The following is a 14,276-nucleotide window of genomic DNA, read 5'->3' as shown; positions in this document are numbered from 1 at the left end:
CTCTGCTTATCGAGGCCACCTGCCTGCCAGGGGCCTCTTTTTACCAGGGCCACCTGCCTGCCGACCTTCTCTCCGTACCGCGTACCGCCTCTCTACTCGCCGGGAACGACCCGGAAAAACTGCTGAAAGACGATATCGGTTGCGCCGTAACAGGCCTGAACCGGATCGTAGACCAGGGAGATCACCTTCTTGTGCGGCACGGCACGCTCGGCGGCCCGGGCCAGAAAATCCGAAAGAAGCCGAAACCGGGACATGATCAGCACCGCCTCGGGATCCAGAAGATGCACCATGTTCCGCAGAGTCGCCCCAAAGAGGAGCTGCTCCTCCTGCAGGACCTGCTCTACCTCTTCCANGGAGAGTCGTTGTCCCGCCTCGATCCAGCTGGAGAGCGAGAACCGTTCCTGCAGGCGCTGTAACAGGGGAATCTCGGCAACCCGGGCCTCCAGGGGTCGCCTGTCCCCGGCCAGATCCTCCCACGAACCGGCCTCCAGGGTGGTACGCCCCACCTCCAAAGCCGTAGAAGCTCCGCTCAGGAAGATCTCCCCCTGATTGATCAGGGCTCCGCCGATGCCGGAACGGACCAGCAGCGCCAGAAGGCTGCCGGTATCGCGGGCAGCACCGTAGCGGAAGGCACTGGAAGCGATCACCGTGGCGTTGTTGTGGACATAGACGGGAACACCAAAGATCGCGCTGAAGTGCTCTCCCAGGGGAAACCCCTCCAGATCGGCTATCCGGGGATACTCCCGAACACGGCCCTCCTCGGTGTTCACCACCCCCGGGGCAGCCAGGGCGATCCCCAGAATCGATTCCGTGGCGATTCCCGTCTTGTCCAGGGCACGCCGGACCATCTTCTCTATCACCGTGAGGATCTGCCCCCGATCGGGACCGGCGGTGAACTCCTGGTTTTCCCGAAAGATCACGGTATTGCGGAAATCCACCAGGATCACTGCCACGCCCAGACTCGAAAAATCGATGCCCAGGGCGTAGGCGCTGGTGGAAACAACGCGATAGAAGCTGGGCCGCCGCCCCTTGCGCTCGGGCGGGACCATCTCCTCAGGGACGTCTTCGGTTCGGCAGGGCTCGATAAACCCGGCGTTCTCCAGCTTTGAGAAGATACGGTACACCGTGGGGGCCTTGAGCCCCGTCTGGTGCACAATGTGAGACTGGGAGATCGACCGGTGCTCGAAGAGCATTTTCAGAACAAGCTTTTCATTGCTCTGCCTGATGTCGTAACTTCGCAGGGGATGGTGCATATTGCTTTTTTCTTCCTGTAAATAAAAATATACACAGGGTACCACAAAGGGTTCTATTCTGTACAGGAAGAGAACCCTCTCCAGGAGTATTATCTACTGGCCCCACACAATCAAGGGTTTAGCGAATTTCTACCCCCCGATTTGACTGTTCCCCCTCGTACCAGGTGAGTTCCACCTCCATTTTGTGGCGAGGGCCCCGGGAATCTTTCCGCTTTTGATCGATCTCCACCTCGAGTTTCACCGTTTCGGGGATCTCCAGCGAAACCTCCCGGGTTCCGCTTCCCAGTACAACCTGACCGGATTCGATCCGTTCGGCGATCTGCCGAAAGAAGTCAGCGGCTTCACTGCGACTCTGAATCTCTTTTCCCTTGAACAACGTGATTTTCATGATAACCGAAACCTCCTGTGATGATCTTCCTTACTGTACCCCTCAAGGCTCCACTGGTAAAGCCGGGAAGCGGGCCCCTGGGCACTCTGGCCAGGACCACCCACGAGGGTCTTGACGGGGACAATCCATTCCGGTAGGATTCCCCCAGTTTAACGAAGAGATCCCTCCGCGCCCGGTGGAACCGTTGCATCAGCCCCCGCTTGATGCAGGCCCGCCGCTTCGAAGCGGCGCGATCAGTTGTCCTGTTTACCTGCTTCCCGTCGTACCATACGTGGATCGCAGCACAGTCCACATCTTCTCACATTATTATTCGGCCCGGCCTCCGGTTGTACCGCTGCCCAGGAACTCCCTCCGCGCAGGACAGATCTGCCCGCCACTCCAGGCGAAGCGATGTCCCGGGGCGCCACAGGATCTCCCGGGAAGAGGATTGTGCACGCCAGGACGCTGCGAGCGAAAGGACATTCCCATGAACCAGATATCATTTTCCGATCTCGGTCTGCAGAGCGGACTGGAGAAAGCACTCCAGGCAAACAACTTCGAGACCCCCACCCCCATCCAGGCCCAGGCCATTCCCCCCGTACTCAAGGGGCACGACATTCTTGCCTCGGCCCAGACCGGTAGTGGAAAGACAGCCGCCTTTGCGCTGCCCCTGCTGAGCCGACTCGCTGAAGAAGAGAGCAGGCCCCGCCGCGGCGCGCCCCGGGCGCTTATCCTGGCCCCTACCCGCGAGCTGGCCGGACAGATCGCCTCGGTGCTCGCCACCTTTGGCAGGCCCCTGCGTCTGAGCACGGTCGTGATCTACGGCGGTGTGAGCAAGTCGGGCCAGATCAACGCGCTCCGGCGGGGCGTTGATATCGCCGTGGCCACCCCGGGACGTCTCCTGGACCTCATGANCGACGGCTTCATTACCCTCAAGGAGATTCAGATGATCGTCCTGGACGAGGCCGACCGGATGCTCGATATGGGATTCATCCCCGACGTAAAACGGATTATCAAGGAGCTTCCCGAAAAACGGCAGGCCCTCTTTTTCTCCGCCACCGTTCCCGGCCCCGTTGCCCAGCTGGCAGACCAGCTCCTTCGGGATCCGGTGCGGATCAGCGTGGAGTCTGACCGGTCCAGCGACCCCGACATCGACCAGAAGGTGCTCTTTGTCTCCCGCGAGGAGAAAAAGGACGCCCTGAAGATGATCCTCTCCGAGGGGGGCTGCTTTCGCGCCCTGGTCTTTACCCGGACAAAGCACCGGGCCCGGGACCTGGCGAAGCACCTCTCCAAGAACGGGATCCCCTCGGACGACATCCACGGCGACAAGAGCCAGAACGCCCGGTCCAGGGCACTGGCAAACTTTGACCGGGGACGCGTGCAGGTGCTGGTAGCCACCGACGTGGCATCCCGGGGTATCGATGTGAAGGATATCGACCACGTGATCAACTACGAGTTGCCCAATGAGTCCGAGAGCTACGTCCACCGCATCGGGCGGACCGCCCGGGCGGGGAAATCGGGTATCGCCCTCTCGCTCTGCGACGAGACGGAGCTGAACTGTCTCTCCCTGATCCAGCGGGCCCTGAAACAGGTGATCCCCGTTTTTGCCGACCATCCCTTTCATTCCACATCGATCGCCACGGCGGCGACCCGCCGGGACCGTCCCTCCAGGGGACCCGGGCAGGGTGGTGGCAACCGGGGCGGCCGAAACTTCCGCAAGCCCCAGGGCTCCCGATCCCGGCCGGGCCGGCCCCAGGGTCCACGGCCCTTGNGGCAGGCGAGCTGANCCCGTTAGATTTTTTCTCTTTTCGCCGATATATTATGTAGTGTGATGTATCGGCCTTCTTCTCCTGCCCCTTTGACCGTAGCTCTTGCGGCGGGGGCGGTACTCCTGATCCTCTCGTCCTGTCCCTGGGATTCTCCCGGCACGGACTGGAGCGACTTCAGGGGTGTCGACCTCTTGGTAAACCAGAGCTTCGGCAGCNAGGACCCGGATGGGAGCCCCTGGGTTCCCATGCCCGGACTCACCGTGGAGACAGGGGGAGCGGTGGATTTCCTCCGCTGGGAGAGACTTCCCGATCCGGGAGCTCCGGGAGGGGTCGCACCGCCAGGGGCCGTTCCCGACGAGGCGGTGTACCGCCTGGAGGTGCCGAACCTCTTTCGGAACGGTGATTTTGAAGANGACAGTTTGCCCGGCTTGCCCGGCGGTAGCTGGTGGAGCGCGACGGATGATCCGGCGGCGAACCCCTCCCTGGTGGTAGAAGAGCCGGATGACACGATCTCTCTGGACCCCATCGGGGGCGTGCGGTCGCTGGGGCTGAACTTCGACGGCGCCGCTGCCCGCTACGCCGCAGATCTGGAAGAGGCCCTGACAGACGGATTTCCTCAAGACGTTCCCCAGGGCGAGGACGTATCCTACGCCTTTCACCTGGATTACCGCCTGGAGAGCGACCAGTTCCGGCTGGAGCTGAACAATAACGCCCCGGGAACCGATGACCCCCTTCAAAAAAAATGGCTCCTCCAGCCCCAAGACCCCGGCGATTATCGGATCTACTCCTTTCCGGGCAACTCCCTCACCGGGGACGACGGCAAAGCCCAACCGGAGAACTCCAATACCCTGAACCGCATCGCGGGAACTCCGCAGTACTTCTCCTTCAACTCGGTATCAACCCCGCTGGACCAGGACCGGATCCAGGGGGTCTTTGACAACATCCGCTTTGTCCGGGAGCAGCCCCACTATCTGGTCCTGGAAGTACCCTACAGCCAGGAGGGGCGCCCCGATCTCGTGGGAGAGGGATCTTTCAGGTTCCATCTCTACGTGAGAAAGGACCCCACCGTGAACGATCCTGTGGACGGAAGAAACCGGTTCCCCGCCCGATTTATCTCGGCGGGACTGGTCCAGGCCGNATCGGCCGCTGNCCTTCCTGCCGGTGCAGCTGCGGAGAAGAAGGAGCTTCCCGTGGACNACGACGAATGGCAACGACTCGAGTGGACCTTTTCTGGAGTGAATGTGCCCTTCCAGGTACAGCCCGGGGAGACGGCCTTTTTTCTGGTGGTGGAGCCCGGTTACTCCGGCGATCCACGCTACCTGGACGCGGGATCGGTGCTGGTGGCGGCACCCCGGCTCTACTGGTCGCCCTAGGAATCACTTCGCGATGAGAACCTTCCGGTACTCGTCCACCCCGGGCGCAACCACGCGGATGAAGTAGATTCCCCGAGCCACAATCTGATTACTGTTGTTTCGCCCGTCCCAGGCAAGCCGGAAGGTTCCCCGGCCCTGACGGCCGCGCTGGAGCGTCCGAATGAGGCTCCCGTCCAGGGAGAAGACCTGGACCGTCACCATCCCCGGCCGCGAGAGCTCGTAGACCAGGACGGTACTTTCCCCCGCCTCGGGATAGATCACATTGTTCAGGATAGTGACGTTGGCGCGCTGGGCGATAAACCCCGTGCCCAGGGCGATCCGCCAGGGTGCGAGGGAGAGGAGATCCTCGGGATCCAGAAGACGCGCCGCGCCGACTCCCCCTGCCCGGAAGAGGAACTCCAGCTCCTGGCCCGACGAGACGGGCCCCGATGAACCGGGAATCCGGAAGGTCCGTAACGTGCCGTCCACGTCGTAGGGGACGATCTCCATCGCTCCCGTGTGGGGAGGAACACCCCCCTCCACACCGGGGTCGATCAGGCCGGGCAGGAGCTCGGGCATCCAGAACTGGCCCGCTTCCCCGGCAGCTCCCCACTTCCGGGACGCAGGAACATCGGCGTCGACAATCAGNCGCAGGGGGATCCCCTCGTAGGGGGGNTCGGTATGGAGTCTGGCCTGAAGCGTGATATCCGTGCGGGAGAGCTCCTGGTGACCATCGAACTCCCGAAGGGTNCGGAAGGTTCCCTGGCCCGCGTCGTTTATCCCCAGAGAGTCCGTTGCCCACAGGGGCTCCACCACGCCCAGGAGGAGATCNCTCAACCGTCGTGTATCCTCGGGGGGCATGGCGTTCCCCGAGCGGTCCTGGATCAGGTGCCCAGAAGTCCCGCTGGGGGCGATTNTGCCGGCGAGAAAATCCTTGGCTGCCAGGGCGGGCTCTGTCGCGTCCAGACGGAGACGCACCTCCCAGACTGAGTTGCCTTCNCCGGNCCTGAGCACATCGAGCCCTGCGGGGGTCTCCCAGTCCCCTCCCTCGCGACGAACCCGGAAGGCCTGGCGGGTGATCTCTGTGTCCCCCGGGCCGATGACGGGCTCGTTGAACTTGACGTAGAGTTCCCGCCCACCGGCGCGGCCCAGCACAAGCTGCATCCGGGGGGGGACGCGCTGGATCACGCGCATGGCAGGCACTCCGTCAAAGCCAAAGCTCGGCAGGAGGTTCCCGGCGAGATCGGTAGTGAAAGCCTCGTTTTGATTGTAGCGGACCTCCAGATCGGTCAGGAGCCCCCAGTTTCTGTTATCTCCGCCCCCCTCGGGAATGCGCAGGGCGAAGTAGGAGTCGTCCCGCACGTTGATTCCCTCGCCGAAGAGGGAGTTGTTTACGTCCCTCACCATCTCCAGCGGTGCTACGGGAAAGGTTTCGGACCCGGCCTCACCGATGGTAAAGGCTTCGTGGTTCCAGGTGCTCTCCCGGATTCCCTCGTTGTGACGGGTATTGGTGTGGGTCAGGGAGCTCGGCAGAGGTACGCTGGAGGTATTCTGGGGATCCCAAAAACCATCCTCTTGGGGATTGTCTGTAGGATGCGGTAGATTTGCATAAGGATGCGGTGCATTTGCGTAGTCTATTGCGCTGTTGTCCAGGACGTGGAACTCCAGACGGTTGATGAGGTTCGTCACGGGGTCCGTGATCGCCACGATCTCGAAAACCGTACCGCCCTCGTTGTAGCTGCTGAACCGGGGCGGGTCGACGTCCCATGTATTTAACCATGGATCAGCGTGATTCGGCGCAGGTTCCGTCCCGGCAGGGTCCGCCACAAATGCTGTGGGTGATATCTGAAAATCGACCTGATTCCCTTCAAGATCGACGATGTTCTGATTCTCCTCTGTTTGAACGGTAGTGGCATCGGATGGGTCGGGCACGTTCGCGTGCCAGCCAGGAAAGAGAACGTCTGCGGGGTTGGGGCCCTCGTTGTAGCCGGAGAGAAATATGCGCAGTTCCTGTTCGGGATGAGTGAATGGAATGGGAACGCCCCCGTTGGCGCTTGTCGTTGCGTCCCCACGAAAGAGTGAATTTGAAGAAGCGTTCCCCACCCGGGCGCCGCGCGCAATCGGGCCGGCTTCCGCGAGCACAGAGAAACGAAAGTATCCATCCACAAGAACGTCGCTCCCTGCGCCTCCGGTGCTGCGGATATCACCTCCCCAGCCGCCTGCATCACCAACGGCGAGTTCACTGCGGACGTTTTCCGCAGCATCTGCATTTCCTGCGTTTGCGGCACTGAACGCGGGATCCTCACCAATGTTCACCGGTTCGGACCAGTACAGGTGGAAGTAGTTGTGCGCGTCGTAAAACGCTGTTGCGGGGTTGTTGTGTCGAGCCCGGCCGTACTCGACACGATAGAGGACGGGACCCGCCTCGTCGGTGGTGTCGGTAAAACGTGGGAAGACGTTAGATCCACTGTCCTCGTTGTTACCGTAGTTGACCACCGGAATGTTTGCCGCGGCGCTGTAGAATGCTCCCTTTATCCAGCCGATATCCGGGATAACGCCGCCATCTTTGGTCGCGTCATCCCATCTAACGCCGTTACGGTCAAATCCCGCTCCGCTCACGGAAGGGTTGGTACCGGTGGCATCGGTGGCCCATCGTTCACCATCCGTTCGAAGATAAAAAGTGATCAAATCGCCCTTATCATCAGTAGTTTCGAAGGTAAAGGGCATCGCGTCCGGAGTAGCGCTGATATCCACCAATGCTTCGATCAACCGATCGCCACCACCATCGGTGGTCATGTTTGTGGCGGCAAAAGCAGCCACTTGGTGGCTAATCTCATTGTTAGCGTTACGCACCGGTTCGGAGAAAGTCAGCCGGATGATGTCGTCTCGCACCGTCTGGGCATAGGCCAAATACGGGGCAGTAAAGACCCAACCGTAGTCTGGAGTGTCCCTGCGGAAATCCGTATTGGTAGTTTCCGGCGGCAGGGGCGGATCGAACGGGAGAGAGAACGCCGGCAGCGCCGGGAGCGCTACCGGATGGTCGTCAGCGGTTACATTGTGGTTTAGGTGGCCGTTGGAAGGCGATGCAGCGGCAATCCGGCCACCGGTCACTTGGGAATAGGCCACATTGCCGTTGAAGAAGACCGCATAGGGTGACCCGAANGGAGAACTACCTGTCTCCAAGGGGCTGGCATCGCTATTGGCTTGTACATTGAGATTCCAGACACCCCCAGCATTCAGGTCAGCACCGTTAACATAGAAGTTACCACCGACGGTAATAGTACCCTCGTCCAGTAGTGCGAAAGTAGCAGAAGGGGCAGTATCGAAAATCCCAGTAGCTAGTGTATACCCATTTCCTCCAACCGTATGCGCTGGCTCTTCTCCACCATATTCGATGTAAAACCCCGGATACGCAAAAAAATTGTTGTTGGCGGCTGTTACAGCACGGTCCGCATCCAATGGATCATAATTGCCACCAAAAACCACAAAGTCACCGGAACCTTCATCGTCATCAGTTTTGTGTGTCGCTAGAGTTTTCCCATCGAGATTCAATGTTCCGCGATAGAAGATCAACCGTCGGACACGCACGTCTTGGCCCAAGACGATTATGGAATCAGGAGCGTCTATGTATACGTCCTGGTGTCTCAAGTCAACCTCGTCGTCTCCGGTAATGCCACCCGCAGAGAAAAATCTGATGTAGGCCAACGCCTCGTTGTTCCCCACGGCGTTATCGAGAACNACGCTGCCCGTACCGACGTCGAAATCGAGAACGCGGTTATTGGCGGCAAGATCGGCGTTAATCGTGCCGGCAACCGTTATATCAGCATTTTCTGTCGTTAGTTGAGTGTCCGCCTGCAGCTCCACGTTCCCCGTGTATATCTGCGTACCCGGTGCCGCTCCGGTCGTCCGTGCACTACGAAGCTCAATCGCATTCACGGCTACATTCATACTGGTCACACTTAAACTTCCCAGCGCCGTTAACGTGTCGGTTCCGATCTCACCCCCAAACACCACACGGCCCGCTCCCGCGTCGATCGTCAGACTGTAGTTATTCGTGTCGGCAAAATCCCCGTCCACCGTGCCGGTAATCTCAACATTCCCAGCTCCAGTCGCTGCGTTCAGCTCCGTGTCTGCGTCAAGGGAAAGGTCTCCCGTAAACGTAATCGAACTGCCATCAGCAGTAGCCTCGTGCGTTCCGGCCGTTCGAATCATCGTGGCCGTCACCAGCTGGCCTCCTGTAGTAGTCACAGAGGCTCCAAACTCCGCTGTGGCCGCGCTGCCCACTGTCAGGGTTCCCAGGGGCTCGACTCCACCAACAATNCCCGTCAAGGTCACATTGCCTGTGCCGGCCTCAAGGGTCAGGGTTTCTGGATCGCCTAAAGCTGTTCCATTGGTGGTTCCAGCCACACTGATGTTGCCCCCTGCAGCACCACTGTCCAGGGTCAAGGCCACCCCTTCGGCGATCTCCAGGTTCCCATCATCTCCACCAATGTTAATATTCCCGTTTGTCGTCGTGATCCCTGCTGCCAGGTTCACACTGCCACTGGTTCCCGCCGTACTGAACCCCGCACCAGCTTCCGTCAGGCTAATCGCCCCACCGGCTGCCGCCTTGGTCAGTACATCGCTGTTGGTCACACTCACCGCTTCAGCACTAGTGAAACTATCGTTGATGGCGTAACTCGTTCCTCGCAAGGTCGCAGAGCCCACACTCACCGCTCCGCCAAAGGTCGTGGGCCCCGTGGCTGCATTGGTCTGCACCAGGGCTCCGCTTACCGTCAGAGCATCATCAAAGCTTAAGGCTCCCGATCGTGTCACCGTCAGGCTCGCCAAGGGCGTGGCTCCCACCGCTCCGGTAAAAGTTACTGAACCTTCTCCCGCATCCACCGTCAGGGCCCGGGCCCCGCTTACCGATCCGGTTGTTAGCTGACCTCCCCCGGTTTCAATCGTGGACGCCTCATTGAGAATCACCGCCGCCAGTTCTATTCCCTGGTTGGAGGTTTGCAGTCTGCCGGATAGGGTTGTATCGGCTTCCGTATATGTTAATTCCGAACCGACAATCGCGATTGTGTGTTCAGCGCTCGTTCCAAAAATCAGCCCACCTTCTTGCTCCATATTGCCCGCACCGGTTATTTCCAGTGTTCCCGGTGTTTCGTACGGTTGCAATGCTAAAATACCTTCGCCGTTAACGGTGTCTTGAAACTCTAATTGGGGCGTTTCAAGAGTCAGCGTTACATCGCTGTCAATTGATACAGTACTTTCATAGGTGATGCTGTTAGGATCAGATATCGTTGTATCCGTTGTGTAAACTGCGGGTGTACTGATGACCGTAGTATTGCCGGTCATGGTATAGGATGCAGCGCTGAATGTTGCCACACTGGTAACTGGACCGACAACGTATAAAGAACTCGGTCCGTTGACATCGCCGATCACGCTACCGAGCGTTTTATTTCCATCGGACACCAGTGTCAGGTTGTACGCACCGTTAATCGTCGCGTCCGTACCAAACGTTATTGTTCCTGTTCCGCTGTCAATCACGGTGTTCGCAGTCAATTCCAGCGGATTATCGAACCCAAGGTCCTGATCGCCGGACTCGATCAAACCACCGATCTGCGGACCGGTCCAACTCGTCACCCCGGTAATACGTCCATTGTTGATCAGAGTGGTTGTATTGAGCGTATTGCCGTCGAGATCCAATACCGCCCCGGATTCAACGGTTATCGATGCCAGACTTGGAGTGTTTTCGACCAGCACTGGTTGGGTTGTCGTGGCGGGAATGACAACATTGTTGCCGGCGATGGGTACGGCGCCCAGACTCCAGTTGTTACCATCGTTCCAGGATTCGCTCTCTGTCCCGCGCCAACGATTAACAGTGCTGTCGACAACGGAGATGACCTTGCCGTCCTGGATTGGGTACGTTGTCCCCCCATCGAACGAAAGCCGCAGGCGTCCGGATGCTTCCACGGTCCCGGTGTTGACAGCAACTCCGGTTATTGTGAGTTCGTCGCCGGTACCAAAGTCGGCCGTCACTGGGATAACTAAAACGNTGTTTGTACCGCCGTTGTGATTCTCATATGACACGTCGCCGACCGTGCCGGTTCCAGTAACAACGGCATTCACAGTGGCGGTCGTATAGAACGATGATCCTACCAATTCCTCGGGTAGAAGGATTCGGATATTGCCACCTACTGTGATATTTCCCGCTTCGACTTCGGTAATCACAATACCCGCAAGTCCTTCACCGATAGAATTAATCTCGAGCGTACTGTTGGAGTCAGAGCTCAACGTTGGCGGTTCGAGCGCGGTAAAGGCCATTTCGCCGGTTTCGTTCGGCTGTTCGTTTGTGAGGAGATCGCGCTCTAATCCACCGATATTTTCCGGCGGATCGTCGGTGTTCACGGTGATCAGAACGTCCCCGGCATTCGGACTCGTAATGTCCACAAAAGCGAGCCCGTCGGCGTTCGTAGTAACAACGGCTTTGTTTTCGTCGAACTGTCCCTGACTGACAGCATGTACTTCGGGATTAGCTCCGTTGGTTGCTTCTGCCAGAACGTAGACATTTCGCCGATACGGAACGGGGTTGCCTTCGGCGTCGACGAGCTGCAGGATGACTCTCCCGACACCCTCCGCTTTCACGTTTGCGTTGAGAACTGTGACTGAAACGTGATCGGGAGGCTCCGGCTGGTATGGCACCATGTAGGTCCGATATAAATCAGAATCCTCGGGGAGGTCGTTGATACCTTCCGGTGCTTCATCGCGCCCCCAGTGCCATACTTGCCCGGTCAGAACGGCCAAAGCACCTCCGGCCGCATTCGTGGATGTGTACCTGACATGCCAAGTCTGGTTATCGTTTCCCTCAGCAATCTCAATGCTGGTGTTCCGGGCCTCATCGTTCCCGGAAGGCTGTACAACTATTGTTTGTGGTACCCCTTGAAAATCTTCTATCGTTCTGGCCTCCCCGGTGGTGTTAAGGTCTCCTCCCTGATCAAAATCAAAATTGCTGATTACCAGGTGGCGTCCGCTNTCACCATCGGGGACAAAGGGATAAAAGTTCCACTTCCGGGCATTATCACCCGTGTCACCCGCACGAGATACGTTAATTGTCCAGGAATACGCAAAGGCTCGTACACCGCCTACCCCTGTAGGATTGCCATCAGTCGTCATTGAGACATCGAGTTGATAGGCATTTTTCTGATNTGTNNCTNCCTCAGCAATGGTGACAATTTTGAAGTAATACCGGTTGCCAATCCGCTCCCCCTGGGAAGGGGATACCCCCGGAAAATAGTGCCATCCTTCACCTGCTTCCTGCGTTATGTGGCCATACTCGACACCCACCCGAGCATCCTCGGCGCTGCCGAGGTAGNAACGACGACGTGACTTGGAGTCACTCAGTGTCCCAGCCCCGCCAATGAGATAGTGATCGGTCCCCCCCNCTCCCTGATTGGGNCCATCACCTGCAAAACCAGGATCACGGACGCCAAAATAGAGTGTCGATACTGCTGTGGCAACCGGCACCTCAAAGAAAACGACATTGGCTATTGATGACGAGCCCAACNCTGGCTGCCCTACCACTTGAAGCCAGTTGTCCGGATCGTGCTGATCTTCCTGCTGCCCAAATGTCCAGACAGGTAGCAGGGAGATACAGGAAAATATTCCAAGGAAAGAGAGGGTCCGGAATACTTTCAGGCATGAACCCGGACGTGTGCAGGGGAGTGTGAAGAGATGTTTTCTTGATTGCAAGCCTGAACGGATAGTGCGGATCACAAACTCCCCTCGAAACAGAAAGTCCCTGACTCTATTGTGGCGCAGGCCTGTGGCCACGATTCCGGGTACACTTCTTTCAAATATATCGCAGGCCAAGCTGGCCTTCTACAGCGAAATGGTCTCTCAGGATATGTATATCGGCACCAGCTGGCGGAATCTGTGCTGGAGGGAAGGGATTTCGCCGTTGCCGATATGATGCGACCCGGCGGTGCAGGGCAAGCCCTTGCCCGAGGGTTCCGCCTCTTTTGTTTTTTGCGCCGAAGGCGCCGGGTGCGCAGGCAACGGCCTGACCCCGGAAAGCGCGATGTCCCAAAGCCCACCCCAGGAAACCCTGCCCCGAGAACCGGGCTCACAACTGCCGAATTTCTTCCTCTGAGAGGTCCGTGATTTCCGCTATCTCGGCTATCGGCATGTTTCTGGATTTGAGTTTGCGCGCGGTCTCCCGGCGCTCCTCAATCCGACCTTCCTCTTTCCCTTCGGCTTTCCCTTCGGCTTTGCCTTTCTGCTCCGCATCGTGCAGCAGCTGCAGATGGGTGCGCCGAAACTTGTCCCGTGCCTCAAGCCGGTCCTGCAGCTCCGCGTCGGCCACGAATGCTCCGTACCGTTTCTCGGCCTGCCTGATCTCCGATGTGTCCTCCAGGATCGCCTTCATGATCGGATCTTCCATAATCCCCTCCTCTCCCCGGTACGTAATATAGTACATCCACCGGCCAAATGCCGTCGAGGGTAGTACGTCACGGCCGGTAAACCGGGGNAGCTCGATAAAGTGGATCATAAAGTCCGTGAGCGCCACCAGCTGCGGTGCCTCGGGACAGCACGCCCGAAAGGCGGTATGAAGAGGGGCTCCTGCTGCTTCAGGAAAGAGCCGGAAACCCATCACGTTGACCCCCACCACAGGCTGAAGACGACTGTAGATCTCCGATTCCGCAAGCTGTCTGCCGTAGCTGCGAGCCCAATAGTACAGCGCCCGGGAGGAGAACGCCTCGTGGTAGTTTGCCTGCGCTTCCATCGTGTAGATCGCTCCGGTGACGTCCGTGGCCTTTACGTCCACCACCGAGAGCTTGTCCCCGGCATAGTCCTTCTGGTTGAAGGGGTTGGTGATCTGCACTGTGGCCACCGCCGGGTAGCCTGCGTCCTCCTGCACCGCCGAGAGAAGNCTTNTCAGNATCTCCGTGCTGTGCTCAGAGCCAAAGACGTACTTGAAGACGAAGTCCGAGGTGAGGGGGACCGACCGGCGGGNCCTGTCCGGGCTGTGAGGTNCCTGGCGGGCTGTCTCTTTGGTGACGTGGGCAGAGCCCTGGTTGGTGTTTTCTGTCAGGTTCATACCCTGCATACAGGGCTCACGGACCACGGTGCTTGTGCGGGAGGTGAAAGTTCTTCACGCTTATCCGGCAGACCGGCTCCATTGTTGTGGCCCGCCGGCGGTGGAGCTGGAGGTCGATTGAGACGGCGGGATCTCCTTCAGAAACGTGAAGAGCCAGGGTGTGTGGTCATACGCCGCGGAGGCAAGCGCCACCAGCTCTCCCGGGGGGGCACTTTTGGCCCTGATCCGTCCCACCGCGCCAGGGATTGGAGGGGCGCCGCGGGGCGGTGGCCGCCAGGCCAGCGACGCGCGTGCGGTCCGGCGGCGCCGCCGCCGGACGGAACCCCCGCAAAGCCCGGTGCCCCGGAACGGGGCAGGCGCCCAGGACATGTCTGATTACTCAGATGCGCGCCAGGTGCTGTAGTGCATAGAGCGGTAGCGTCTCCAGCGGGCCGGAACGGCCGTAGTTCT

Annotated in this window: 5 protein-coding genes; 1 reads left to right on the top strand and 4 read right to left on the bottom strand. The window is 59.1% G+C overall.

All coding sequences use genetic code 11. The features are described 5' to 3' along the window. Positions 1–92: 92 nt before the first annotated feature. Entirely contained in the window at positions 93–1,253 is a 1,161-nt protein-coding gene (locus B071_RS0101610) for an ROK family transcriptional regulator (RefSeq protein ID WP_018525355.1), read from the bottom strand. 118 nt (positions 1,254–1,371) lie between these two features. Continuing rightward, positions 1,372–1,641: an amphi-Trp domain-containing protein gene (locus tag B071_RS0101605; protein WP_018525354.1), complete on the bottom strand. Its 270-nt coding sequence runs from the start codon at positions 1,639–1,641 to the stop codon at positions 1,372–1,374. A gap of 466 nt (positions 1,642–2,107) precedes the next feature. On the opposite strand from B071_RS0101605, the gene B071_RS0101600 reads away from it, so the two are divergent. Beyond that, positions 2,108–3,406, top strand: a complete 1,299-nt coding sequence (locus B071_RS0101600; protein ID WP_018525353.1) for a DEAD/DEAH box helicase — start codon at positions 2,108–2,110, stop codon at positions 3,404–3,406. A gap of 1,359 nt (positions 3,407–4,765) precedes the next feature. On the opposite strand, the gene B071_RS0101590 is transcribed toward B071_RS0101600, so the two are convergent. Together B071_RS0101590 and B071_RS0101585 are read right to left on the bottom strand one after the other, a co-directional pair. Further along, positions 4,766–12,073 (bottom strand): FlgD immunoglobulin-like domain containing protein, encoded by a 7,308-nt coding sequence (locus B071_RS0101590; protein WP_157702972.1) that lies wholly within the window; start codon positions 12,071–12,073, stop codon positions 4,766–4,768. Positions 12,074–12,851: 778 nt separating this feature from the next. Next, positions 12,852–13,826 (bottom strand): Rpn family recombination-promoting nuclease/putative transposase, encoded by a 975-nt coding sequence (locus B071_RS0101585; RefSeq protein ID WP_157702971.1) that lies wholly within the window; start codon positions 13,824–13,826, stop codon positions 12,852–12,854. Positions 13,827–14,276 lie beyond the last annotated feature (450 nt).

Origin of the sequence: Alkalispirochaeta alkalica DSM 8900, assembly GCF_000373545.1 — a bacterium.
In the GTDB taxonomy this organism is placed as follows: Bacteria; Spirochaetota; Spirochaetia; order DSM-27196; family Alkalispirochaetaceae; genus Alkalispirochaeta; species Alkalispirochaeta alkalica.
The sequence above is the reverse complement of the archived record's forward strand: the minus strand, read 5'-3'. Positions and strand labels throughout refer to the sequence as shown.

What these genes read in the sequence shown, in the direction of transcription:
- B071_RS0101605 (WP_018525354.1), bottom strand. Translation starts at nt 1,641, where the DNA reads ATGAAAATCACGTTGTTCAAGGGAAAAGAGATTCAGAGTCGCAGTGAA.